Origin of the sequence: Leptolyngbya sp. FACHB-671 (assembly GCF_014695745.1) — a bacterium.
GTDB lineage: Bacteria > Cyanobacteriota > Cyanobacteriia > Elainellales > Elainellaceae > JAAUTN01.
Map to the genome: position 1 here is coordinate 452,285 of NZ_JACJOV010000127.1, position 26,331 is coordinate 478,615.

19 protein-coding genes and 1 pseudogene are annotated in these 26,331 nt (G+C 49.3%); 3 read left to right on the forward strand and 17 right to left on the reverse strand.

The features are described from left to right. Positions 1 to 19: 19 nt before the first annotated feature. A complete protein-coding gene (locus tag H6F93_RS18525) occupies positions 20 to 376 on the reverse strand; it encodes a metal-sensing transcriptional repressor (RefSeq protein ID WP_190683619.1) in 357 nt (118 codons plus the stop codon). A gap of 380 nt (positions 377 to 756) precedes the next feature. On the opposite strand from H6F93_RS18525, the gene H6F93_RS18530 reads away from it, so the two are divergent. Beyond that, entirely contained in the window at positions 757 to 1,905 is a 1,149-nt protein-coding gene (locus tag H6F93_RS18530; protein ID WP_206755746.1) for an HhoA/HhoB/HtrA family serine endopeptidase, read from the forward strand. A gap of 139 nt (positions 1,906 to 2,044) precedes the next feature. Here H6F93_RS18530 and H6F93_RS18535 read toward each other — a convergent pair whose 3' ends face one another. From H6F93_RS18535 to rpsT, 5 genes are all read right to left on the reverse strand, one after another. Then, positions 2,045 to 6,082, reverse strand: coding sequence for a DNA-directed RNA polymerase subunit beta' (locus tag H6F93_RS18535; protein WP_190642002.1), 4,038 nt, complete (start codon positions 6,080 to 6,082; stop codon positions 2,045 to 2,047). A gap of 103 nt (positions 6,083 to 6,185) precedes the next feature. Then, positions 6,186 to 8,060 (reverse strand): DNA-directed RNA polymerase subunit gamma, encoded by a 1,875-nt coding sequence (locus H6F93_RS18540; protein ID WP_190683625.1) that lies wholly within the window; start codon positions 8,058 to 8,060, stop codon positions 6,186 to 6,188. 110 nt (positions 8,061 to 8,170) lie between these two features. Continuing rightward, positions 8,171 to 11,470 (reverse strand): DNA-directed RNA polymerase subunit beta, encoded by a 3,300-nt coding sequence (gene rpoB, locus H6F93_RS18545; RefSeq protein WP_190642000.1) that lies wholly within the window; start codon positions 11,468 to 11,470, stop codon positions 8,171 to 8,173. Between the two features lie 449 nt (positions 11,471 to 11,919). Beyond that, the gene (locus H6F93_RS18550) at positions 11,920 to 12,750 is read right to left on the reverse strand and encodes a TatD family hydrolase (RefSeq protein ID WP_190683628.1); all 831 of its coding nucleotides are present in this window, start codon (positions 12,748 to 12,750) and stop codon (positions 11,920 to 11,922) included. Positions 12,751 to 12,808: 58 nt separating this feature from the next. Then, positions 12,809 to 13,114 (reverse strand): 30S ribosomal protein S20, encoded by a 306-nt coding sequence (gene rpsT / locus H6F93_RS18555; protein WP_190641998.1) that lies wholly within the window; start codon positions 13,112 to 13,114, stop codon positions 12,809 to 12,811. 260 nt (positions 13,115 to 13,374) lie between these two features. On the opposite strand from rpsT, the gene hisD reads away from it, so the two are divergent. Beyond that, positions 13,375 to 14,691 (forward strand): histidinol dehydrogenase, encoded by a 1,317-nt coding sequence (gene hisD, locus H6F93_RS18560; protein ID WP_190683631.1) that lies wholly within the window; start codon positions 13,375 to 13,377, stop codon positions 14,689 to 14,691. A gap of 15 nt (positions 14,692 to 14,706) precedes the next feature. Here the strand turns inward: hisD and H6F93_RS18565 are convergent, their stop codons facing one another. The 8 genes from H6F93_RS18565 to H6F93_RS18600 all read right to left on the reverse strand — a co-directional run bounded on the left by H6F93_RS18565 (position 14,707) and on the right by H6F93_RS18600 (position 24,017). After that, positions 14,707 to 15,087, reverse strand: coding sequence for a hypothetical protein (locus H6F93_RS18565; RefSeq protein WP_190683634.1), 381 nt, complete (start codon positions 15,085 to 15,087; stop codon positions 14,707 to 14,709). Positions 15,088 to 15,130: 43 nt separating this feature from the next. Then, on the reverse strand, positions 15,131 to 15,907 hold the full coding sequence (locus tag H6F93_RS18570) for an amino acid ABC transporter ATP-binding protein (protein ID WP_190641995.1): 777 nt from the start codon (positions 15,905 to 15,907) through the stop codon (positions 15,131 to 15,133). Between the two features lie 164 nt (positions 15,908 to 16,071). Beyond that, a complete protein-coding gene (locus H6F93_RS18575; RefSeq protein ID WP_190683637.1) occupies positions 16,072 to 17,295 on the reverse strand; it encodes an amino acid ABC transporter permease in 1,224 nt (407 codons plus the stop codon). Between the two features lie 34 nt (positions 17,296 to 17,329). After that, the gene (locus H6F93_RS18580) at positions 17,330 to 18,484 is read right to left on the reverse strand and encodes an amino acid ABC transporter permease (RefSeq protein ID WP_190683640.1); all 1,155 of its coding nucleotides are present in this window, start codon (positions 18,482 to 18,484) and stop codon (positions 17,330 to 17,332) included. Between the two features lie 178 nt (positions 18,485 to 18,662). After that, entirely contained in the window at positions 18,663 to 19,715 is a 1,053-nt protein-coding gene (locus H6F93_RS18585) for an amino acid ABC transporter substrate-binding protein (protein WP_190683644.1), read from the reverse strand. Between the two features lie 360 nt (positions 19,716 to 20,075). Beyond that, positions 20,076 to 20,285 carry a hypothetical protein gene (locus H6F93_RS18590; RefSeq protein ID WP_190641991.1) on the reverse strand — a complete coding sequence of 70 codons (210 nt, stop codon included), beginning with the start codon at positions 20,283 to 20,285 and terminating at the stop codon, positions 20,076 to 20,078. A gap of 263 nt (positions 20,286 to 20,548) precedes the next feature. After that, positions 20,549 to 22,558: an iron uptake porin gene (locus H6F93_RS18595; RefSeq protein WP_190683647.1), complete on the reverse strand. Its 2,010-nt coding sequence runs from the start codon at positions 22,556 to 22,558 to the stop codon at positions 20,549 to 20,551. A gap of 151 nt (positions 22,559 to 22,709) precedes the next feature. After that, the gene (locus H6F93_RS18600) at positions 22,710 to 24,017 is read right to left on the reverse strand and encodes a TetR family transcriptional regulator (protein ID WP_190683649.1); all 1,308 of its coding nucleotides are present in this window, start codon (positions 24,015 to 24,017) and stop codon (positions 22,710 to 22,712) included. A gap of 198 nt (positions 24,018 to 24,215) precedes the next feature. On the opposite strand from H6F93_RS18600, the gene H6F93_RS18605 reads away from it, so the two are divergent. Continuing rightward, a complete protein-coding gene (locus H6F93_RS18605) occupies positions 24,216 to 25,073 on the forward strand; it encodes an acyl-CoA desaturase (RefSeq protein WP_190683653.1) in 858 nt (285 codons plus the stop codon). A 153-nt stretch (positions 25,074 to 25,226) separates the two neighbouring features. Here the strand turns inward: H6F93_RS18605 and H6F93_RS18610 are convergent, their stop codons facing one another. The 3 genes and pseudogenes from H6F93_RS18610 to H6F93_RS18620 all read right to left on the reverse strand — a co-directional run. After that, positions 25,227 to 25,772, reverse strand: coding sequence for an IS630 family transposase (locus tag H6F93_RS18610; RefSeq protein WP_190683656.1), 546 nt, complete (start codon positions 25,770 to 25,772; stop codon positions 25,227 to 25,229). Further along, positions 25,769 to 26,029: a helix-turn-helix domain-containing protein gene (locus H6F93_RS18615; RefSeq protein WP_242043507.1), complete on the reverse strand. Its 261-nt coding sequence runs from the start codon at positions 26,027 to 26,029 to the stop codon at positions 25,769 to 25,771. Before H6F93_RS18615 ends, H6F93_RS18610 begins: the two co-directional genes overlap by 4 nt. Positions 26,030 to 26,081: 52 nt before the next feature. After that, positions 26,082 to 26,331: pseudogene (locus tag H6F93_RS18620) on the reverse strand (IS701-like element ISPlag1 family transposase); the annotation flags it as partial.

Sequence of the window (26,331 nt, forward strand, 5' to 3'; positions counted from 1 at the left end):
TACACTGACAGCATCAGAATTACGGGAGAAACCGATCTAAAGCTGACTTTAACTCTTCAATTTCAACTTCGATATTGCCTTGTTTGGCGGCTCGTCCAACGCATTCCGTCAAATGCTCGTCTAGTATAATTCGCGCAACCCGATCTAATCCTCCACGCACAGCGGCAATTTGCACTAACACATCTGGACAGGGGCGGCTCTCTTGCACCATGACCTTGATGCCGCGAATGTGCCCTTCAATGCGTGAGAGCCGATTAATAATCCGCCGTAAGGACTCTTGACTGTGAACGTGGGGATGGTTGGGCTGGTCTTCGTGAGCATGATCGGACTGGGAATGGTCGATCGCTGAATGCAAAGGTAACTCAGAAGCTGCCATGGTGGTACGATTGTTCACGTTTTCTCGATTCTATCCTAGTGCAGCTTCAACAAGGCCGCACTAGACACGGGTTCTCAGCTGGGTTCAAAATTATTCTCTCACACCTATTTCCTACAGACTGGACAATACAATAGCTAGAATTTGACTAGATAGAGCGACTCATAAGCGATAAGGGTGCGTTTTTGGGGAATTGGTACTGCAATTCCGCTAAACGCACCTTCTCGAAGTGAGAATCGCTGTATCTCCTTTTGGAGTTCTAGTCTTTTAGCTAGGGTGTGACCTAGTTCTTGACTCCTGATCAACCGAAGTTTGCTCAGCGGTTACAAGTAGACACTATGCAGATCTGTGATTTTTTCTCTCACTTACAACGCTTACGACCCATGATGACTCGTATCTTTGTGCTGTTTTTGGTGACAGTCTTGGCGTTTGGGACGCTTCAAGCTGCTCCTGCGTGGGCAATTCCAATCTCTCCGACTAGACAGATTCTGGCACAGGCTCCTTCTGCTGCGGCTAGCACGGAAAGTTTTGTAGCAGCGGCTGTCAATCAAGTCGGGCCAGCGGTCGTCCGGATTGATACAGAACGGACTATTACCCGTAGCGTTGATCCGTTTTTTAACGATCCATTTTTCCGCCGCTATTTTGGAGGAGCCGCACCTCAACCCTATGAAGAACGTCAAATTGGTCAGGGGTCAGGCTTCATCATCGACAGCAGTGGAATTATTGTGACGAATGCTCATGTTGTGGATCGGGCAGATAGTGTTCGGGTGACGCTCAAAGACGGACGCACGTTTTCTGGGGAGGTGCGGGGTTCAGATGAAGTGACAGATTTGGCAGTCGTCAAGATCGAGGGAGACAATTTGCCTGTTTCACCAGTGGGCGACTCAGATCAGGTACAAGTTGGAGATTGGGCGATCGCCGTTGGCAACCCGCTCGGACTCGACAACACCGTCACTTTAGGAATTGTGAGTACACTGAATCGCTCTAGTGCCCTCGTCGGAATTCCTGACAAGCGATTAGAGTTTATTCAAACTGATGCTGCTATTAACCCTGGTAATTCTGGTGGTCCGCTACTGAATGCACGAGGTGAGGTAATTGGAATCAATACAGCAATCAGAGCAAATGCGACCGGGATTGGTTTTGCAATTCCAATCAACCTGGCTAAGGAAATTACCGATCGCCTGGCTAGAGGTGAAAGCGTTTCCCACCCCTATTTAGGGGTACAGATCGCCACACTCACGCCGGACTTGGCAAAGCAGAATAACGACGATCCTAACTCCAGCATTGTCCTACCCGAAGTTAACGGGGTTCTGATTGTGGGTGTGATACAAAATGCGCCTGCGGCTGAAGCTGGACTGCGTCGAGGTGATGTCATTACTCAGGTTGATGGACAAGCCGTGAGGACCGCCGACCAACTGCAAAATTTAGTTGATCGGAGTGGAGTGGGTAGAACGCTGCGGCTGAGAGTACAAAGGGGCGATCGCACCCAACAGGTTTCTGTTCGTACAGCCGAACTTCAACCCACTCCATAGCTTTTGCTTAGTACCAATTCCAAAAATTAAGGCAATAGATAGAAGGGCACCCCGCGCTGCGGGGTGCCCTAATTTTTAGAAAGGGTAAGGGCACTGCCCTCACCTTCTTACGTGATCTTTATAAGGTATGACTTCGAGTCTATTCCTCCTCGTCGTCCACCTCATCTTCAAAGTCGTCATCCAGGATGGGAGAGTAGGAGTCCTCTTCATCCTCTTCTGGACTTTCTTGGCTACCAAAGCTAAAGCCGGGGGGGCGACTGCTAATAGGCTCCAGTATCTCATCTCGTCCGCTACGCAAACCTTCTGGTGGTGGGAAGACATCAAAGCCTCCCTCTAACTCATAGGTACGAGCGGTACGATCGTCTAAAACGACATCCTTGAGATCAACATCATCATCAAAGACGCTGCCATCAAAGCTTAGATCCAGGTCGGGGCTACCCACTTCTTCGTAAGCATTGAAGCCTGTACCCGCCGGAATCAAGCGACCGATGATCACGTTCTCCTTTAGTCCTCGTAACCAGTCTGACTTCCCTTCGATCGCTGCTTCTGTAAGAACCCTGGTGGTTTCCTGGAAGCTGGCGGCTGAGATGAAACTGTCGGTATTCAAAGAAGCCTTTGTGATACCTAACAGCATCGGGGTGTACTCAGCAGGCGCGCCACCCGTAATCGACATGGCCTCGTTGACTTGCTCAATTTGGTGCATGTCAACCAACTCACCGGGAAGCATACTGGTGTCGCCACCATCGTCCACTCTGGCTTTTGAGGTCATCTGCCGGACAATCACCTCAATGTGCTTGTCAGAAATGTCGATGCCCTGAGATTGGTAAACAGACTGAACCTCATTTACCAGGAAGTTTTGTACCCTCTCTAAGCTGATCAAGGCAGATTCGTGAACGCCCAGCGTTTCTCGATGCAGCTTGAAGAAGACTTCCAGAATTTCGTGAGGGTTAGCAGGACCATCGGTGAGGGGTTCAGCCGCCAATACTTCCTGACCATCTACAACGATGACGTTCTGTCCAGGTCCAATGGGATACTCCGTGATTACGCCGTCTGCTTCAATAATTTTGACTTCGACAGTTTCATCATCGCTGTAAACCACCTGAGCAGTGCCAGGACGAGCCGCTAGAATACAGGCTTCTTTGGGCTTACGAGCTTCCAAGAGTTCTTCAATCCGAGGTAGACCTTGAATGATGTCTCCCGTCTTCGTCCGCTCAAACACCAGGAGTACCAGGTTGTCACCCCGCTGCACCAGATCTCCATCATCAATATGCAGAACGGCACCCGGTGATACTCGATAAGGACGTGCAATTCGCAATGTCACCGCCTCGTCTGTCACTCGAACAACTTGACCAGAATCTTCTAGTCTGACTCCTGGTGCAATCTCTGTGGCTGCTACTAACAGATCACCTCGTTGCACAGTCGCCTTTTCGCCTTTCAGGTCTACCGTAACGCGGTCTACATCACGGACGACAAGAACTCGGCGGATTGCCTCCGCGCCTTCTCGAATACCGCGAATTTCTCCAGCTTCTTTACACTGAATTTCAGTACGAGCAACCACAGCACCCGGTGCAATCTGATCTCCATCTTTGACCAAGATGCGAGTTTGAGTACTGCCCTGAGTTTGGTCAGCTGATACATCTCGACGAATCACGAGTGATTCTAGAATCACTAGCTGCAAGCGCATTGAGTCTGGGTCAGATTCATCGGGAACAAGCTCGATGTCTGCTGCAAGCTGGGGAGCATCTTTGTCGATCTCTAACACCAGTTGAGTCCGCAGCAATTCTAAGCCTTCAACCGATTTCACCCGCTCTCCATCCTTGTAAGGAATGCGCTGGATCGCACGAAGCTGAATAGAGCGTCCCGATTCCTCGTTGGTCGATTCTTGACTCGGCACCGAAGGGATGTCAGGGACAGCAAACTCAGTCACGGGGCGCAGCAGCAGCGCTGGACCTTCAGGAGTTTCTACGTATTCGATGTAGCGCAAATCGCTGACAGACAGCCCTGGCATCACTTCTTGCCCTGGATTGGCGATCGAGCCATCCTTATTCATGACCGCTTCGGGATTGTCTGCCATGTGAAGTTCACCTGGCTTGATCACGATTTCGCGTAGAATATCGTTCTTCTGGGTAACTTCAACGACACCATTGCTTTGGCAGAAGATGTCTTTAACAACCTCTGTGCCTGCCTCAACGTATTGACCGTCTTCGACTAGGAGCAAAGAGATGTCTTTGTTGACTTCGTGAGATTCTTCTGGAATCCACAGCAAGGTTCCACCGCTTACGACTTCATAACCCTGCTTAGCTTTGCCCCGCTTGGCAACCTCTACGCCAGAATATTTGATAATTCCACCAGTTTGGGTGCGGTAGCGATCGTCAATCAGTTCGGCAACAACCTGATTGTTAGTCACTTTAGTGCCAGGGGTAGCAATGAGAGAAAAGCGCTGGTTGTGAGGCGTTTCAATCAGGTAGTGTTCTCTACCCTGATAGCTCTCAGCATGTACACGTGCCTGGTCTAGCAAAACAGAGGCCGTAATGATTTCGACTTCACGCCCACCTTTGCCTTCGCTCTCTTGAGGAATCCGGACAACGCCACCATGCTCTGTAATAAGTTTGGTTTCTGCCAGGATGCTATTGGCATCAACGCGATCGCCATTTTTGACAACAGGCTCCGCTCCAGGTGGCAAGTTATAAACTTCACCTGAGAGAATCCAAACCAAGCCGCCCCTTTGAGCAATTCGGGTGGTGTTACCCTGACGGTCTTTCTTCTCCTCAGGAACCAGATCAGCAAACTTCACTTCACCTGCCAGGTCGGAGGCAACGTCTTTAGTAGCTTTTTCAGTTACCTTGCGAACGCGCCCTGCTGCAGGCATCTCAGCGATCATCTGCCCCGCTTTGACTGCAGTACCTTCTGGTGAAAAGAGAATAGAACCGGGAGGAATCGTAGTTGTTTCCTTTTGACCGCTAGCCGATTCAACGCTGACATCAACCGTTGCCTCCATAATCAGCGCGTCTTCACCATGACGGGTGCGGAATGCCCGCGCTCTCAGCTGTTTGGGCTTGGATAGGCGAACCACGCCATCAAACGATGCCCGAATCTGAGGCACTGTCTCACCCGTAAACGTACCCCCCGTGTGGAAGGTCCGCATGGTCAGCTGCGTACCTGGCTCACCAATAGATTGTGCAGCGATGATTCCAACTGCTTCACCCAGGTCAACCATATAGGCATGGGCTAAGCTCCAACCGTAGCAGTGCTGACAAACCGAGCGAGTAGCCTCGCAAGTGAGAGGCGATCGTACCACTACTTCACTCAGTCCTAACTTGCCGACCAACTGAGCCAAGTCATCAGAAATAGCCTGGTTTCGAGGTGCAACGACTTCACCCGTTTCTGGGTGGATAATGTCTTGAGCGATGACTCGACCCAGCAAACGGTCTTTCAGCGGAATCAAAACCCGTTCACCGTCGGTCATACTGCGAACTGGAATACCTCGCTGGGTACCGCAATCCAGTTCTCGAATAATCACATCCTGAGAAACGTCTACCAAACGACGGGTGAGGTACCCAGAGTCCGCCGTTCTCAGGGCGGTATCGACCAATCCTTTACGCGCACCATAGGAGGAGATGATGTACTCCGTTACGGTTAAGCCTTCTCGGAAATTGGTTTTAATGGGCAAGTCGATGATTTCCCCTTGAGGGTTAGCCATCAGACCCCGCATTCCTACCAACTGACGCACCTGAGAAATGTTTCCTCGTGCTCCAGAGAATGCCATCATGTAAACCGAATTCAGCGGATCGCTAGATTCAAAGTGGCGCACCACTTCATCTTTCAGTTCTTCGCTGGTGTCGTTCCAAGTGTCAATTACTTTCTGGAAACGTTCGACCTCAGTAATATCGCCTCTGGTATAACGCGTTTCAGTTTGACGAATTTCTTCTTCGGCAGCTTCCAGTAGGCGACGCTTGCTGGGTGGAACCTGCAAATCATCTACACTAATCGACACACCCGCCTTGGTTGCGTATCGAAACCCCAAATCCTTCAGCTCGTCCGCCATTTGAGCAGTTCGTGCCGTGCCATAGTTGGTGAAAGCCCAGGCAATTAGCCTGCGTAGCTGTCCCTTATTGACGACGCGATTACGGAAAATAAATTCCTGCTCCTGCTTCTGAGTTGAGTTGTGCTCTGCCATTATTTGTCTCCGCCCCATAAAAAATAGCGATTAAGCAGTCAGCGATTAAGCTCAATTCAATAACTGAGTTGAAGCAAAACCGCTGACGACCGATTACCTCGGCTTAAACCAAGGCGTTTTGAATTGTTCGGTTGTAGATGATGCGACCGGGAGTGGTGCGAATGTATTGGGAAATGCGGTTTCCGTCTGCATCCTCTCGAATCCGACGGAACTTGTAGTATCTCGTCACCGTACCATCTGGGGATTTTTCTTCTTTTAGCAGCTCATGACTACCTGCTCCCTCGTCCTCAACTGCCCCATCAAACCGCACCCAAACATAGGCATGGATGTCTACCTGACCCTGCTCATAGCCAAGAATTGCATCGTCCAAGGTAGAGAAGTAACGACCTTCTCCTTTTTGCTCAATTGGGTTTTCGGCTGTCAGGTAATAGCAACCCAAGACCATATCTTGGCTAGGCGTGACAATAGGTCGACCCGTCGCTGGGGAAAGAATATTGTTTGATGCCAACATCAACAGTCTGGCTTCAGCCTGAGCTTCTAGCGAGAGAGGAACGTGCACTGCCATTTGGTCACCATCAAAGTCTGCGTTAAACGCAGGACAAACGAGAGGATGAATCTGAATAGCACGGCCTTCAACCAGAATTGGCTCAAATGCTTGAATACCTAAACGGTGAAGCGTTGGAGCACGGTTTAACATCACGGGGTGCCCCTCAATAACCTCCTCCAACACGTCCCAAACGCTGGGATCATTGCGCTGAATCAGTTTTTTCGCTGCTTTGATGTTGTTGACCAAACCCTGGCGAATCAACCGATGGATCACGAAGGGTTGGAATAGCTCGATCGCCATCTCTCTCGGCAGACCACACTGGTGAATCTTCAGCTTGGGTCCAACCACAATTACAGAACGTCCAGAGTAATCGACCCGCTTACCCAACAGATTTTGGCGGAATCGACCCTGCTTCCCTTCAATAATGTCAGAGAGGGATTTGAGCGGTCGGTTGTTCGCACCGACAACAGTACGACCGCGACGACCGTTATCAATCAGCGCGTCTACGGCTTCTTGCAGCATCCGCTTTTCGTTGCGGACGATGATCTCAGGAGCCAAAATTTCCTGGAGACGAGCTAAGCGATTGTTCCGGTTGATAACTCGGCGATAGAGGTCGTTCAGGTCAGAAGTGGCAAATCGTCCACCATCCAACTGCACCATTGGGCGCAGGTCAGGTGGGATCACGGGAATCACCGATAGCACCATCCATTCAGGGAGCGATCCCGTCGCAATGAAGTTGTCAATTACCCGCAGACGCTTAATTAACTTGGCGCGTTTTTGTCCTTTTGCCGTCGCAATCTCTTCCCGTAACTGCTCCGCTTCCGTTTCCAGATTCAGATCTTGCAGTAAGCGCTGGAGAGCCTCTGCGCCGATTCCAACTTCAATCCCTGCAAGTTGAGAATCTTCGCTATAAAGCTGATCTTCAATCTCGATCCACTGATCTTCAGTGAGAAGCTGCTTATAGGTAAGATTTTCGGCATTGCCAGGATTCAGCACCACGTAGGCGTTGAAGTAAACAATCTGCTCAACATCCCGCAGCGGCATGTCTAGCAAAATTGCCATGTAGCTGGGGATGCCCTTGAGATACCAAACGTGTGCAACAGGAGCAGCTAGTTTGATATAGCCCATGCGATGACGGCGAACGCGAGATTCCGTAACCTCTACGCCGCAGCGCTCACACACAATACCCCGGTGACGAACCCGCTTGTACTTACCGCAGTGACACTCCCAGTCCTTGGCTGGACCAAAAATTCGCTCACAGAACAAGCCGTCCATTTCCGGCTTTAGTGTCCGGTAGTTAATAGTTTCAGGTTTGGTCACTTCGCCAACCAACATTCCGTTAGGAAGAGTCCGCTCTCCCCACTGGCGAATCCGCTCGGGTGACGCTAGACCAATCTTGATATAGTCAAACCGCTGTTCTAGCTTCGGCATTGCTAATAATTTCCTCTTTATCCTGGCAATTCATACAAACCCGTTGTCAGGTACAAGCAGTCAGCTACGTGCAAGCTTTATAGCTGACTGCTGCCCTGACCATTAGCTGCCTAATCTTCCACTTCTTCCATCTCGTCGCGAGAAATCGATTCGTAGGTGGGGCGAGATGGAGTGCGGCGGTTGCTTACGTCTGCCATCAGGTCAACTTCAACATCCCGGCTCGTTCCGTCTTCCTTGGTTTCCAGCTTGTGGGCTGCAATGTCTAAGCAAAGGGACTGAAGCTCACGCATCAATACCTTGAAGGATTCTGGAGTTCCTGGTCGAGGAATTGCCTTGCCTTTGACGATCGCATTGAGTGCTTCGTTGCGTCCCTGCATATCGTCCGACTTAACGGTTAACAGCTCTTGCAGCGTGTAAGCAGCACCAAAAGCCTCCAGTGCCCACACTTCCATTTCACCAAAGCGCTGACCACCTTGCTGAGCCTTACCACCCAAAGGCTGCTGAGTAACCAGCGAGTAAGGACCTGTAGAACGAGCGTGAATCTTGTCATCGACCAGATGCACCAGCTTCAGCATGTAGGCTGCACCCACCGTGATGGGGCGATCGAAAGGTTCGCCGGTACGACCGTCATACACCTGAATCTTGCCTGGTGTATCGGGGTTAAACACCCAGTCTTGACCTGTTGCGGCTTGAGCTTCCTGGATCTTGCCGTGAGTCGTCGTTCGAGATGCCTCTTCGCCATACATTTCGTCGAAGGGAGTCATCTTGAACCGCACGCCCAGATTGTGTCCAGCCCATCCCAGCAAACATTCAAACACCTGTCCAACGTTCATCCGGGAAGGGACACCCAGAGGGTTCAGCACGATATCAACTGGAGAACCATCTGGCAGATAGGGCATGTCCTCCTTGGGCAAAATTCGAGAAATAATTCCCTTGTTGCCGTGCCGACCTGCCATCTTGTCGCCGACTTGGATCTTCCGCTTTTGGGCAACGTAGACGCGGACAACCATGTTTGCGCCAGGAGGCAGTTCGTCTCCCTGCTCACGGGTAAACTTCCGCACGTCTACAACGCGACCTTTTTCACCGTTGGGAACGCGCAAGGAGTTGTCGCGCACGTCTCTAGCTTTTTCACCGAAGATGGCTCGCAGCAATTTTTCTTCTGGCGGCTGGTCAGATTCTCCCTTAGGAGTCACTTTACCCACCAGAATGTCTCCTGCTTCGACCCAGGCTCCAATTCGGATAATGCCTTCTTCATCTAGCTGACGCAGGGCATCCTCACCGACGTTAGGAATTTCACGGGTAATCTCTTCAGGTCCAAGCTTGGTCTGACGAGCCTCAATTTCATACTTCTCAATGTGGATGGAAGTATAAACATCGTCGTAAACCAGACGTTCGCTAATTAGGATGGCATCCTCGTAGTTGTAGCCTTCCCAAGGCATGTAGGCGACGATGACGTTTTGCCCTAAAGCAATTTCACCGCCCTCAGTAGCAGAACCATCTGCCAGGACTTGACCCGTGACGACGCGATCGCCCACAAACACAATCGGTCGCTGATTTAGACAGGTGTCCTGGTTAGAGCGCTGGTATTTTTGCAGCAGATGCTCTACTTCTTTGCCTTCAGCATTTCTGACCCGAATGCGATTGGCATCTACATAAGAAATCTCCCCATCCAGTCGGCTAACGGTAACCATACCAGAGTCACGCGCTGCCTGAGCTTCTAACCCGGTACCTACCAGAGGACGCTCAGGACGTAGCAGAGGCACCGCTTGACGCTGCATGTTTGATCCCATCAATGCCCGGTTCGCGTCATCGTGCTCTAGGAACGGGATGAGGGAGGTCGCTACTGAGATGATCTGCACGGGGGAAACCGCCACGTAGTCCACCTCGGTAGGCGTTGTCGTGGTGAAATCCTGACGGTAGCGAACCGCTACAGACTCACCCAAGATGTAGCCGTTTTCATCCATGGGAATATCGCCCGGAGCAACCCGCAGATCGTCTTCCTCATCCGCTGTCATGTAGAGCGGCGACTGCTCCTTCAGAACCCGTCCATTCTCAACTGGATAAAAGGGTGTTTCGATGAAACCGTAAGAGTTGACCCGCGCATGGGTCGCTAGAGAACCAATCAAGCCTGCGTTTGGTCCTTCAGGAGTCTCAATAGGACAAATGCGACCATAGTGTGATGGGTGAATATCCCGCACTGCAAAACCTGCCCGTTCACGGGTCAAACCACCTGGCCCCAAAGCACTCAGACGACGCTTGTGCGTTAGCTCTGCTAGAGGATTGGTTTGATCCATGAACTGTGAGAGTTGGGATGAACCAAAGAACTCTTTGATTGCAGCAACCAGAGGCTTGGGGTTAACCAGTGAAGCGGGAGTCAGAGAATCAGCATCAGAAACAGTCATTCGTTCTCGAATGATGCGTTCCAAGCGGTTCAATCCTACTCTCACCTGGTTTTGTAGCAGTTCACCCACCGAGCGAACTCGACGATTACCTAAGTGGTCAATATCGTCCACACTGCCAATATCAAATTCCAGGTTGATCAAGTAATCGATCGCCGCCAAGATATCTTGAGGCGTTAGCACCCGTGTTGCTTCTGGAACGTTAAGTCTCAGCTTGCGGTTGAGCTTATAGCGACCCACCCGCCCCAAGTCATACCGTTTGGGGTCAAAGAAGCGAGAGTCTAGAAGCTGCTGTCCACCCGAAACGGTGGGTGGTTCACCGGGACGCAGCTTCCGGTACAGTTCCATCAGCGCTTCTTCTTCGCTGAACTGCCCCTCTTTCTCAATTGTTTTCTGGAAATATTCGGGGTGACGCAGTGCATCAAAAATTTCCCCATCGCTCAAACCCAGTGCTTTAAGCAATACCTGAGCCGAGAGCTTGCGGGTTTTATCAATACGTACCCAAACTAAGTCATTCTTGTCAGTCTCAAACTTTAGCCAAGCCCCACGGTTAGGGATTAGACTCGCGTTGTAGGTGCGTCGCCCGTTTTTGTCAGTCTCGGCTTTGTAGTAAACCCCAGGACTACGAACAATTTGGTTGACAATGACCCGCTCTGCACCATTGATGATGAACGTTCCCCGATCGGTCATCAACGGTAAGTCTCCGATGAAGACTTCTTGCTCTTTGATCTCTCCGGTTTCTTTATTAATCAACCGGGTAGGGACATACATCTGAACGGCGTAGGTACTGTCCCGCCGTTTTGCTTCATCAACGTCGTATTTTGGTCGCTTGAGCTTGTAGTCCTTCCCCAGGAAGTGCAGCTCCAGTTTGCCTGTATAGTCGGTTATGGGTGAGAAACTTTCTAATTCTTCAATCAGTCCTTCTTCTAGAAACCAACGGAAACTAGCCCGCTGAATTTCAACTAAATCTGGTAGGGCGAAGGCGGGTGCAGTTTGGGTTAGGTTAGTCATGCGTCTCCTTGAACGGGTCACGCTCAGGGCGAGTCCCAGATATTATAGTATCTGTGTGGATATGTCAATGAAAAAATCAGACCTCAAAGCAAAGAGGACTGAAACTAACTTAGAGTTAGATAGGTTTGGTTTTAGCTAAAAAGCTTGGGATGAGTTCCAATATCGGCGAGTAACTTGGGGTGGTTCGTTTGTAGCTAGAGGACAATCCACTTTGCTGAACGGTAGAAGTTTGCTTAGAAAGACATTAGGCAGAAGCTCCGCTAGCTTGGGTGAACCGTCAAGGACAAAATGGGATGTGACTCTAACTGCTAATTCACATGGCTCGACTTTGTCAACGGTTTTCAATGATTGTATACACCTAAAGACCATTATGTCGCAAGCATTTCAATTCGTGTTGCCGGTTTTCTGCTAGTACCGGACGGTTAGCCGATCGCCGAGGGACGCGTCAACTAACTAGGCACATTGACCAAAGGTTGGCTTGCACTTGACGCAGGGTAGGGCAATGACAACCCAAAAAGGCGACAAGCGTTCGCGGTGGTTTGGTTCGCAATGTCTTCTAAAGAAACTTGACGCAAACGAGCGATTTGCTCTGCTACATAACGGACATAAGCGGGCTGATTGCGCCGCTCACCGCGCTTAGGCACAGGAGACAGAAAAGGACAGTCCGTTTCGATTAAGATGCGATCGCTTGGAATCATCTGAGCCGAAGCTTGCACCTGGAGAGCGTTTTTAAAGGTCACAATGCCGCTGAAGCTGATATAGAACCCTAGATCTAAAAACCACTGGGTTTCTTCGGGGGTACCGCTCCAGCAGTGCATTACACCTTTGACCGGGCCGTGCTGGTTCCAGAAGGAACGCAACAACTCTGCCATTAGAGACGCAGCATCACGGCAGTGGACGATTACGGGCAAATCAAGCTGTTGGGCGATCGCCAACTGAGCCATAAAGACAGCTTCTTGCTGCACTTGATTCTCAGCCTTGTAAAAGTCCAGCCCGGTTTCTCCAATTGCTACCACTCTGGAATCAGATTGAGCTAGAGCCAGGAGTTGACTAGCAGAGTCAGCTTCCCATTTGTCTACATCTAGCGGATGTAAACCGACAGCAAAAGACAGCTCAGGAAACTGATCGGCAATGGATTGAATTTTGCTGAACTCAGTTGGCTCGACACAAGAATGCACAAGACGCACAACTCCAGCTTCACGCCAATTTTGAGCGATCGCTGCCAAATCAGGCTGAAAGCTCTCAAAGTTGAGGTGAACGTGAGTATCAATCAACTGCATAGTTTCTCCGAAGCTTACTTGCCCATGCCTTAACCCAACTCTAAAAACTAAAAAGTCTTTAGGAAGCCTGGGAAACGGGTGCTTCGTGAGCTTTCAAAACTTTAGCAAGGCGAGACTTCTTCCGGGCACCGGTGTTGGGGTGAATCACACCCTTCTTCACGGCTTTGTCAATTTTGCTGAAAGCAGCCGACATGCGCTGTTGAACTTCCTCCTTTGAGTCAGGAGTAGGGTTAGCAGCATACGCCTCGACAGCAGTAAGGTAACGTTTCATCAACGTTTTGACTGCTGACTTGTACGACTTGTTACGGAGACGGTTGCGCTCCGCAATTTTAACGCGCTTGATAGCGGACTTAATATTTGCCACAGTTAATCTTCAGGTTAGCTTGCTTATGGGAGAGCTTATAGCGACTAATCATTCTAGCGAATGATTAGAGAAATTACCAGACAAATTAGTCTAGCATCTACTGAAACAATACATATCATCGGAAAATCCAGGTTAAGCTAGATACATACAGGTTCAGAATGGCGGCTGTAACCGCTAGAATTTATGAGGTTTAGCGACCCTCAGAACTTGTGGTAGTTAAGCGGGTTATCCCGGATTAGCATTTCTAAATTAAAGTGGCGATGCTGCGAATTATTACTCAGCGGTCTGAAGCACAAACTGAATTGCGACGGATCTGCGATCGCACCCACGATGACCAAGTTGTCCATAAAGAGGCAACGGTTCGGGAAGTGCTTCAAGCAGTCAAGCGTCAAGGGGATCGTGCCCTACTGCACTACACAGAGGAGTTTGATGGGCAACTTCTCAAGCCTGAAGAGCTGAGAGTTAGCGGTTCAGAACTCGATGCAGCCTATCAGCAAGTCTCCAAGGAGTTGCTGGACGCAATCCGATTAGCCTGTCGCAATATCGAGTCCTTTCACCGTCAGCGTGTCCCTAAAAGCTGGGTGCAGTTTGGGGATCACGAGATTGTTTTGGGAAAACGCTATACGCCAGTGGATCGAGCCGGACTTTACGTTCCGGGGGGGCGGGCATCCTACCCCAGTACGGTGTTGATGAATGCGATTCCAGCGAAGGTGGCGAAGGTGCCCCAAATCGTGATGGTGACCCCTCCTGGACCCAACAAAGCGGTTAACGCTGCAGTTTTAGTGGCTGCACAAGAAGCGGGCGTACAGGAAATTTATCGGGTAGGTGGCGCTCAGGCGATCGCTGCTCTTGCTTATGGGACTGAAACAATTCCGAAAGTAGATGTGATCACTGGACCAGGCAACATCTACGTGACCTTAGCGAAGAAATTGGTCTACGGCACGGTTGGGATTGACTCCCTGGCGGGACCATCAGAAGTGCTTATTATTGCCGATGGCACAGCTAACCCTGCTCACGTTGCGGCAGACTTGCTGGCGCAGGCAGAGCATGATCCCCTAGCTGCTACAATTTTGCTGACCCCAGATTCAGGATTGGCGCGGCAGGTGGTCGCAGAGGTTGACAAGCAACTGATTAATCATCCTCGTAATCTGTTAACAGAAAAGGCGATCGCCCATTACGGACTGGTTGTGATTGTTGATTCACTCTCAACAGCGGCTGAGCTGTCGAATGAGTTTGCACCAGAACATTTAGAGCTAGAAGTTGCCGACCCCTGGAGCCTGATTGAGGAAATTCGTCATGCGGGAGCTATTTTCTTAGGTTGTTCTACTCCTGAAGCAGTTGGAGACTACTTGGCAGGACCAAACCATACCCTGCCTACCTCTGGCTCAGCCCGCTATGCCTCTGCGCTTGGGGTAGAAACCTTTATGAAAGCTTCCAGTTTGATTCAGTATTCTCCTGCTGCACTCCAGCAGGTTGCTGGTGCCATTGACCTATTGGCTCAAGCAGAAGGCTTACCCTCTCATGCCGACTCAGTCAGGCTAAGGATGCAGGACATGAGAGAGGAAGATTTACCGTAGAGTAACCTGGAAATTCTACTTACTCTTCAAGAACTGCTGAAGTCGCAGCAGACTTAACGTTTGTCCAAGGCTCAGTGGCAAAATTGAAACCCCTGCTAAGCAAGACTGAATCCAGCCTTCTCCCCAGTACCATTCGTGGTACCCATCAATACCTTGGCTCAGCAATAACCGTAAGCCATTAGGTTCAGCCAAATCTACCTGATGTTGAATGGCTAAAGGCCCAAGCCAACTGGTGTAAACAGTACCTGAAGCTAGCTGATCGGGAAGTCCTGCTGAAAAAGTTTGTGGAGCTAACCACTGTTGAAACTCGGCTGGACGGAGAAGACTGTGTCGAATGTCTACCTCTGACGCTTCGACTTCAATGCGGAGATTACTTTGTTGAAAGGTTCCTAGCATGTCAACCGGAGAGAGCAGTGCTTCTCCAGTATGACATCTGCAATCAGAGGATTTGAGAGAGGAATTTCTGCGTCCGCTCTTCTTTTGGATTTTGGAAAAATTCTTCGGGCGTAGCTTCTTCTACCAGCACACCGCTATCCATTAGCACTACGCGATCAGCAACTTCTCGCGCAAAACCCACTTCATGAGTGACGCAAACCATCGTCATCCCCGAATTGGCCAAAGTTCGCATTACGTCCAGTACTTCACGAACCATTTCCGGGTCAAGCGCAGAGGTGGGTTCATCAAACAGCATGATCTTAGGCTGCATTGCTAAAGCACGAGCGATCGCCACCCGCTGTTGTTGTCCTCCAGAAAGCTGCCCTGGAAACTTGTGCGCTTGCTCCAGGATGCCGACTCGCTCCAGCAGTTGTAGTGCGACTTCTTCTGCCTTTGCTTTGGGCCAGCGACGCACCCAAATGGGCGAGAGCGTAACATTTTTCAGGACTGTTAAGTGAGGGAACAGGTTGAACTGTTGGAACACCATTCCCACTTCTCGACGGATGGTCTCAATGTTTTTCAGGTCATGGGAAAGCTTTATGCCATCAATTTCAATGCTTCCTTTCTGGTAAGACTCTAGCGCATTAAAAGTGCGAATAAAGGTAGATTTACCGGAACCAGAAGGGCCCATCACAACAACCACTTCACCCTTATTCACACTTAGGCTAACGCCACGCAAAACGTGAAAGTTGTTGTCATACCACTTTTCAACGTCTCTAGCGATGATGACTTTTTCCGAACCAATTTCGGGCTGAACGGCATCAGTTTGAGCTTGAGTCATTTTGCTTATTCCTTGAGACGTTAAGTGGATTCGTGTCCTAATTAAAGGGATTTTTTGAAGTCGTGGAAGTTATTAGATTTTAGCGCCAGAACAGCGAACTGTTCTACTTGCTTTACACGTCAACATAACGCTGCTGCAAGGAATCAAACTGTTAGCGATTACACTTATCGGTTTTCAGTTCTGAGTTGTTTTTCAAGACGACGGCTCGCTAACGCCATTGCATAGCAGCAGCAGAAATAAATGACCGTGTCAAAAGCATAAACTTCCTGGTAGCGACCCAGAAAATTGGGGTTAGACAGGATGGATTGAGAAATTCCTAATAGTTCTGCAAAGCCGATGATAGCGAGTAAGGAAGTGTCTTTAAATAAGCTGATAAACTGCCCCACAATAGTAGGAATAACTGCTTTGAGCGCCTGCGGCAAAATGATCAGCACTGTCACCAGAGGAGCGCTAAGTCCTAACGCTTTTGCGGCTTCAGCTTGTCCTCTAGGAATGGATTGCAAACCGCCCCGCACATTTTCTGCTAGATAGGCAGCGCTAAACAGGGTTAACCCCGCGATCGCTCGAACCACCCGATCAATCCGCACATTAGGTGGCAAGATCAGCGGGACCAGCAGCGAAGACATAAACAGAATTGTAATCAGCGGTAGACCTCGAATAATTTCAATGAAGCCAATCGACATCCAGCGAACGACGGGTAAATTGCTCTGTCGTCCCAGTGCTAACAAAATTCCAATTGGGAAGGAAAGGACAATGCTGACAATTGCAGTAAGTAGAGTCAGCAATAATCCGCTGAGGTCATCGAGTCTGACCTCTCGAAGAAACAACCCGCCGCGAATCAGACCAAAGACGATGAAGAAAATTCCTAGCCAACCTAATGCCAGCCAGGAAACCAAAGTCGGAAAGCGTTGTCCGATTTGTTGACCAGCAAAGGCAGCGGCGACGCTAAGCCCTAATATCGCTAAGAGCAAAAGACTCGTGTTGAGACTAACGGGAACGGACAACGCGACGAAAAGCACCGCGAGCACACCCAAGAAAATCAACCCCGTTCGATTAAACAACCAGGTTGAGCGAGCTAAAATTCCCCAGGTTAGCCCAGCTGAAACGGCAATAATACCCAATGCTGTCCAAGGTCGCCACATGAGTGGAGCAGGATATCGCCCTACAAAAAACAGTCTCAAGTTGGCTGGAACAACCTGCCATTGAGCCTGAGTAAAGATCCAGGTGAGCAGCCCGTAGCCTAACCAGGCGATCGCCCCCAAGCAAACAATTGTCAGAATAGTGTTAAACCAATCGCTAAACAGGTTTTTTTTAACCCATGCTCCGGGGCTGATCTGGGTAATCGGGGGAGCCGCAATGACACTTGGCTCTGGATTTGTTGTGGTCATGGGAGGTCAAAGGTAGAAGAATGCAGACAGCAAGTTAACGCTCTTTCATTTGAACGGAGCGGTTAAATGTATTCATTCCTAAGGAAATGATTAGATTAATGGTCAGGTAGGTTGCCATCAGAATCAGGATCATTTCGATGGTGCGTCCAGTTTGGTTTGAGGTCGTAAAAGAAGTAGCATACACATCGGCGTATCCCACAGCGATCGCCAAACTAGAGTTTTTTGCCAGATTCAGGTACTCACTCGTCAGTGGTGGAATCATCACCCGCAATGCCTGTGGGAAAATTACCAACCGCATAGCTAATGTAGGTCTTAGTCCCAAAGCTCTAGCGGCTTCCCATTGCCCCTTGGTAACAGATTGAATTCCTGCCCGAACCACTTCAGCAATAAAAGCAGCCGTGTAAAAGATCAATCCAAATAGCACCGCTCCAAATTCTGGAGAGAGGTTTAGCCCGCCAGTAATTGCTCCTTCAGATAGGTTTGGGCGATCCCACTGAAGCCCGAAGATCAGAGCTAACAGAGCAAGAAGGCCAATGCCGATCAAGATCATCTGGAGCGATCGCCCTGACTCTCCGCGCTGCACCATCGCCGTGGTGCGCCGTCGCCAGATAATAAAGGCTAAAACTGCACTAATTAGCAAAAATGCCACTGACAGCCAGGTTTGCAGCGTTCCGTCTGGCCAGGGCATATCAACTCCACGCTGAGTCAGAAAAATAGGCCCTGGAAGGCGCGGTGGATTTTCAAGGTCGCCAGGGAGATTAAGAAAAACCGCAAAGTACCAGCAAAATAATTGCAGCAACAGAGGTGTGTTGCGGAAAAGCTCTACATAGATGCCAGCAATCTGTTTGAGCAGCCAGTTGTCTGAAAGACGGGCAACTCCTACAGCGATCCCAACCACAGTGGCTAAGATAATGCCCAGGATCATCACTCGCAATGAGTTGACCAATCCAACTAAAACAGCCCGCCCATAGGAATCACTGGGAGTATAGGGAATTGGCGTATCACCAATACCAAAAGAAGCGGCTCGTCTTAAAAAACCAAATCCGAATGTAATGCCTAAACTTTGAAAGTTACGGGCGATATTGCTTCCCAAGATCAGCATGACCGTGACAAACACGACCACTGCTATCACTTGTCCGATAATTTTAAGGACGCGATCGTCACGCCAAAACGGAATCTTTTCATCCATTGATCGAATGACCCAGGGCTAAAAACTGGTGTTAGGAACTAGGAGATTGTCCAGACTTTCAGAAGATCGATTTAATGACGACTGATTTGTCACGCAAAAGTACATGACAAATCAGTCTTGCGGCAAACTCTAACAGCTAATAGTCCAAAAGGTGAGCCTAGCTACTAGCTCCTGAGCATTAGCGGAAAGGAGGAGCGTAGAGCAATCCTCCGTTCGTCCAAAGTTCGTTTGGTCCACGCTCTAGTCCAAACGGTTCACCGATGTTGCGTTCATAAATCTCACCATAGTTGCCCACGGCTCTAATCGCACGAGCTGTAAAGTCATTTGGTAAGCCCATATCCGATCCCAAACTCCCTTCTAAACCCAAGAAAGTCCGAATGCTTGGATCTTCGCTATTTTCAAACTCGGCGATATTTTCAGAGGTAATGCCGAACTCCTCAGCCTGGATCAAAGCATAGGTAATCCACTTCACAGCGTCAGACCACTGCGTATCCCCGTTAGCAACCGCTGGTCCAAGTGGTTCTTTCGACATCACCACATCTAACACCACATGTTCGTCGGGAGCTGCTAGGGTTTCACGACGAGCAGTAAGCTGAGAGCGGTCAGAGGTTACACCCTGGCAGCGCCCTTGAGCATAGGCTGCATAAACCGCATCTTCGTCGTCGAATACAATTGGGGTAAATTCAGCGCCAATCTTCCGCATCTGATCGGTTAAGTTCAACTCTGTTGTAGTACCCGACTGCACACAGATAGATTTTCCTGCTAGTCCTTCCAAATCTTCAACGCCACTCGCGACGGGCACCATCATGCCCTGACCATCGTAAAAGGTGGTAGGTGCAAACTCCATACCAACAGATGTATCGCGGCTGATTGTCCAAGTTGTGTTGCGAATCAACACGTCAATCTCGCCTGATTGAACAGCAGTAAAACGCTCTTGGGCACTGAGGTTACGATATTCAACAGCCTCAGGATCATCGAACATAGCAGCGGCGATCGCCTTACACACATCAACATCCAGTCCCGAATACTCGCCTGTCTCATTGACGAAACTAAACCCTGGTAGCTGACCGTTTACACCACAAACTAAAGAGCCTCGCCCTAAAACAGTGGATAGGTGACCACTAGCGCCTTCGCCCTCTTCGGTTCCTGCCGTATCGGATGAAGAACTACAAGCCGCTATTGGTGCTACGGCGAGCATCATTGCCAATAGCAGAGAACCCCACTTACTCATATAAATCTCACTCACTATGTCAACAAACAGAGATTAGTATTGGCACAATAGCAGATTGCCTGGAGTAGCTGCCCAAACGCTTAACAGGACTCAACCTATACAGCAGACACTGGACCGACGAGCCTCAAGCTTCGCCTCTGCTACACAAGATAAGAGTCTGAGAAACAGGAACAACCTAGACTCCGGTTGCTGCACTGAACTGTACTACCATCCAACGCTTTTAGCTTTCTGTTTGTATCTAATTGCACAATTCTCCGCCCATAAACAAACGATAAATTGCGTAGAAGGGCTGAGAGGAGTGACAGGTTACATGAGTGAAACAATAAAAAATACTTAAAGATTGAAAATTAAATATTAAATTTAGCGCCCTTGGGCCAAGTCCCGAATCAGCGGTAGTCTGGATTGAATATAAGCACTGAGCGCATCAAGTTCATGATGGTCAAGCGATCGCTCGGAGCGCACCTGACGTAACAACCACTGCACCAGACTAGAATCATCCAAACTTAAGAGAATGTTGGACTGAGTTGTCTCAACTAAAGCCCAGAGTTGTCTCAACATTAGGGGAGTCATAGCGACCTCTCGTTCTTAAGCTTTCCTTTATGTTTCCCAAGATACTCGGATTTTATGGAGACTGGGACTCGGATCATACAAGACGAAACAAGAGTTACAAAACGCTTCACAAACTGATCGATAACTTGACCAAGAGGCAGTTAGCTCAAGGAAAGCAGAGTATTCAGATCAAAAGAAGCAAGGCTGTATGCCAGTCAGGGTCTTGTACAGACGCAATCAGCTGCGTCTGTACAAAAGCTGTTTAGGAATGTTAAGAAGGCAGACTAAAAGGCAAACTGTGCCCGTAAGTTGCCAACGTAGATAGTTGGGTTGTCGCTAAAGTTGTTAGCGTTGCCAATTATATAAAACGCAGGAACTAATGCAATGTTATCGGTCAGAGGGTAGTAGTACGTTGCTTCAAATTCATACTGCACTCCACCATCGCCACCCCCCGAGACCAAAAACTCACGACCGTCTAGCACTGAGAAAGGAATCATGTATGAAAGCGTTGCCAGAGCCCCCTCTTTACCTAGATCAGGGAAAGCCAACCCTGCCTGAAATGACTGAGCGTCTACATCTCCTGGCTCGATGTGCGTGATGCCATAGGTATATCGGCTGAAGATTCCGATACCAGGCGTAATCAACCAGTCAAAGTTGATATTGAAGGTATCGGCAGTCGCGTCATTCAATCCGCCACCTGCTCCATCATCTAATAATCCATAGATGGGTTCTCCGGGTGCTCCACCAACTTGTCCAAATACGGCATTCAGATTAGAGCGGTTGTACAGCAGTCGGACATTAAAGGTGCTGGTAGGAGAATAAGTCAGCTCAGCAGTCAGGGTATTGGTTCCACCAAACAAACCCTCGTCAGGGTCCGAAGAAGTTCTAAATAGGCTAGCTGGAAGGAATTCGTTGTTCTCGCCCAAATAGCCTACGCCCAACCGGAATTGGTCACTCAGTTGCCAGAGCGCTACCGCACCTGAGCCTCGGTCAATGGTATTCAGCAGTGTGCTGCCAATTGAGTTGAAACTGCTAGTGCCGTTGAGGAAGAAGGTGAAGCTGTTGTTGTCAAAGTATCGGTACCAGTTAACTCTAGGTCCAACGATCACTTGAACATCGTCGCCTACCGGAAACTCATAAAACAGTTCTCGAACGACTACGGTGACATCGCCAATGTTTACTCCACCCGTTTGGTCAGTGTAGGGAACTCCGAACGTGTTGTAGAGACCTGCCGAAGCGAAAACATTAGCAGGGGAGTCTCCATTACCCACCGCCAACTGCGTCACCAAATTGTCCCGCCCTGTAAAAGAAGTGTTGAGCGTTATCCAGGCCAAGTTGCTAAAGGTGATTTCTGGATCATCCGTAACTTCTGCAGTTAGGGGTCTACCTGTAACGGGATCTCGTCCTGCCGGTCTAATTACAGGAGGGGCTGTGATATCAGACGTTTCTACTTGAATATCTCCGTCCGCGAAAGCTCCAGTGAGGTTAAACCAAACCAAGCCACTTAAAGTTGTTGTGGTTGAAAACTGGTTTGCTTCCAGTTCGGCGGTTCGAGCTTCCAGCGTATCGACCCGACCGCGCAGGCTAGCCAGTTCTGCTGCAAATTCTTGTTGCAGTCGCTCAATTGTTGCTAAGTCTTCACGGGACACTGCATCCGCCAGACCCTCAGCAATTAGCTCATTGACCCGATCGAGACAGGCATTTAGCCCTGCTGCAAATTCGTAGCGAGTCAGCGATCGATTGCCGCGATAGGTACCATCAGGGTATCCGGCAATGCAGCCGTAGCGCTCTACGAGAGATTGCACTGCCTGAAAAGCCCAGTCCGTGGGCTGAACGTCAGATAGCTGGGAAACTGAGCTGAGCTGAGACATCGCTCCCCGAAGATCGGGTGACGAAGCAGTGTGTGTGACAGAGGAAGGTGATTCTATTTCAGCTATGGGAGAAATGCGATCGCCATTCTCCATACTTAATTCTGCTGGGATTAGTTTTGCTGGGCTTGGTTCTGCTGAGAATATCTCAGTAGGCTCTATACGGGTAGTATTTGGAACCTCTGTTTGAGCGATTTCCAACCCACTAGGCGATAGGGCTGAACGATCAATGTTCTCAAACTCAACAAAAGATTCAAGCGCCTCAACAGAAGTGGATGCTGCTTGCGGTTCAGAGTTTTGAGAATCAGCGTTTTGAGAAACTGGGCGAATTTCGGTTTCGCTAGCGATTGCCTCCCCTGCACCGACCCAATAAAAAGCCAAAGCTGCTACATTCAGCAGCAGCGTTCGCCAAAGGAACTTACGCATCTAATCCTCACACCAAAATTTATTGAATTCGAGGATGAACTTAGCAAAGGCTCTCAGCGGGAAGATGTAATCTTAGATACCGGAGAACAGCTAAAATGAGGAATGTTACAAACAACTCATACGACCCTGAACTAGCCATTTGACCGGCGCATCAAAGGTTTTCTAAATCTTGTCCCGTAGTAGTAGGGGAAGCAGATTGTCCTTTGGGCTTTTGATCTAATTGAATTGCCTGCTGTAAAGCAGCCTTTTCTCTAGCTCTTTGAACATAGGGCTGTAGCTGTGTAGCAGTCCAACCGCTGAGAATACTCAAATTTTCCAGGCTAATTCCCCTCAGCAACATCTCCACACACCAGGTTTGCCGTGCCTGCTCAATCCGCAGAGGTTGTCCCGATAGCGTGGTCAAATCTTCTACCCAGACCTGCCAGCGCAGACGAATTTCCACTTCTGAGATCGGACTTCCTGCCTCATTTAGAAATAGAGCAGTTCGCTCATCCTTACGAGTTTTAACCCACTGCGTTAAAGGATTACGAGTCACAGAACCGTGGCGTTGCCCCATGATCCATTGGTTGAGGGGCACTTGACGAGATACCCCTTGATTGACTTGAAGCAAATGCTGCTGCGTCTCTTGAAGGTAGTGCGATCGCTGCAGTCCGACAACTTCTACAGGACTCAAACCCGCCCCGAATAGAACATAGGCCAAAGCATAGTCTTGAACATCCAACTTTTTCGCCCGCTGCAAAATTGTTTGAACCAGGTTGGCAGGTAAATCCGCGACGGCTGGCTTTGAATCTGCTAAAGCAGGCTTAACCTCGTCTGCGTCAACTGAGTCGGCGGTCGCTGAAGGAATACTGGTTTGTTCCGAAATCAATACAGCACTCCGAAGCAATAATTCCACCAGGTCAATGACAAAATCGTGGCGATCGCTCCAAAGGTCATGAAACTCACTAGTCAACTCAAGCGTGGCATATCCCAACAGCGACAAGTTGAGAAATCCAGCCAGCTTCTCTACCGAAAAGTGAGTTAGCGGGTGCCCTTGAAGCACAGTTGCTAAATATTGCGCCGTATAGTGATTGACTTGAGCTAACCCATGCCCCAACGCCTGCCGATTTTCTAAAGAAAATTTTCCTGCTTCCCCAATCAGCGATCGGACAAGCTCTGGCATCTGGTCTAACTTCTGCAAACATTTTTCGCCGTAGGAATTGAGCGCATGAGTAATATCATCAGCATTATTGGCTGCTTGCCCCAAAGACTCTCCTAAACGAGTGAAAATTCCCGTGTCTTCAATCACCGCCAGAAGCAAACCCTGCTTATTGCCAAACTGCCGAAATAGCGTTACTTCATTCACATCCGCCAGTTCAGCAATCTGTCGAGTGGTCGTCTCAGTGATGCCTTGAGCCGTAAATAGCTGAAGCGCTGCTCGGATTAAACGCTGTCGAGTTGAATTAGATTGAGAACTCATGAAAATATGCAAGTGCTACTTGCATTTAAACGGGAACGTTGTTACGCTAAGAATGTAAGTAGCACTTGCACTCCCCTTTTACTTTAACGGTATTCCTAAATCAGCGTGAAGCCAAATCAACAAAAGGAAAACTTAAGTGTTCCAAACGGCTTTCCTGAATGGGCTGGATTGATGCAAGGCATTTTTTAAGGAAGATTTATGACTTCTAATTCAATGCAAACCGTCACTGCAGGCGGTCAGCCCCTGGTGCTGAACTGGGTAAATGTGGTCTTTTTTGGATCAATCCATCTTCTTGCACTGTTGGCTCCCTGGTTTTTCTCCTGGTCTGCTTTAGGTGCCGCGATCTTTTTACACTGGCTACTGGGCAGCATTGGCATCTGCCTAGGCTATCATCGCCTCCTAACGCACCGCAGCTTTCAAGTTCCTAAACCGTTGGAATACATCATCGCTACGATCGGTGCTCTAGCACTCCAAGGTGGTCCGATTTTCTGGGTTTCTGGACATCGCCAACATCATCTTTATACTGAAGACGCAGATAAAGACCCCTACGCTGCCAGCCGTGGATTTTGGTGGAGCCACATGTTGTGGTTACTCTATCCTCGTGCTGAATTCTTTAAGCGAGAAACTTACCAGAAATACGCGCCTGATTTAGCTCGTGACCCCTATTACCGCTGGCTCGATAGCAACTTTCTGCTGCTGCAAATTCCTCTAGGACTGTTGCTCTTCGCATTAGGCGGCTGGTCTTTTGTAATCTATGGCTCAATCTTGAGAGCAGTCATACTCTGGCATAGCACCTGGTTGATTAATTCTGCTACTCACATGACTGGCTATCGCTCATTTGAAGTAGAAGACGGATCTCGCAATCTCTGGTGGGCAGCTATTCTCACCTATGGGGAAGGCTGGCACAATAACCATCATGCTCATCCTAATGTGGCAAAAGCAGGTTGGAAATGGTGGGAAGTAGACGTTACCTGGTGGGCAATTCAAGTTTTAAAAACACTGGGTTTAGCGAAAAAAGTAGTCATGCCACCTCAGTCATCAGCTTCCGCTCATTAGTAGACGTTCTGCGTGAATGGTAGCGTAACTCAGCCGCGCTACCATTCACGCTTTAGAAACTGATTCATAGGTGAAGTCTAGTAATTCAATTACTCCCCTCCCCTCCAAAGATTAAGTACTAATACGGAATCCGGATCGTAAAGTGACACTATTTTATTTCTCCTTCCACCAATGGAAAAGTGTGTGTCCACGAATGGTGTCTGGCATTGCTGAAAGAGTAGGACAACGAGATGCTAACGTTTCTTCGAGGGCATCTAAGTTCTCAAATTTGCGGTTGACTAGTGGTTCATCACTCAACTGCCATAACCGTTCAGCAGGTTGCAGTTCTGGAGAATAGGGAGGCAGAAATTCTAGATAAATGCCTTCTGGTACAACAACTTGCTTAGCTCGATGCCAACCTGCTCCATCAATCACCAGCACGATCTGTTTGTTGGCTCCTGCTCCGACTGCTTGAGCAAACGCCTGCAAAGCTCGGTTGAACCAAGCCACACTTACTCTGGATAGGATGAGCCACTCGCTTTGTCCGGTATGAGGACAAACAAACGCATACAGGTAAAGCCATTGATAGCGATGATGCACGAGCGCATTTGGGCGTTGTCCTCGCTTTGCCCACACTCTGCGAATAATGGGTTTGAGCCCCAAGCGATGCTCATCAAACGCCCAAACTTCAACCTCAGCCTGAGGATAAGCTTGTCTCAATTGCTCAACTCGTTGCGGCAAGTTTTTTTAAATGCAGCTTGAGCTTCTGCATCCCCCTTCGCATGACTCGGACGAGGACGCTGCCCACTGTAGTTGAGCCGCTGCAAGTAATCCCATCCTCGTTGAGGATGAACCTTCTGCCGACCCGTTCGCTTGGCAATCCATTGTGCCACTTTCGGTCCATTCCAGATTCCACCATCCTCAGGTGGTTCCTGCAAGGCTTGATCGAGTTCTTCCTGTTGAACCGCGTTCAGCAAGGCACGACTTATCATCAGGACTTACGCAGATGTACTAAATGTGGTGGTCAGCTTAGCCCAATTTCATAGCAAGAGTGGGTGATTTGAGTTGCCCAATCAAATAGTGGGATAACAGTCTGCTCTTGAGTTGATAGATGCTGGTTGCCGTAGCCTGAGCAAGCTGCTTCAAGCGGGTCCAAACGAGCAAAGCACAAGCGATATGATTGCGCTGGATTCGCTGCTTACGGCATTGACACGATTCGATACCCGTCGTTTGTTTGACTTCCCGATGAAACTGCTCAATCTTCCAACGCATGGCACAC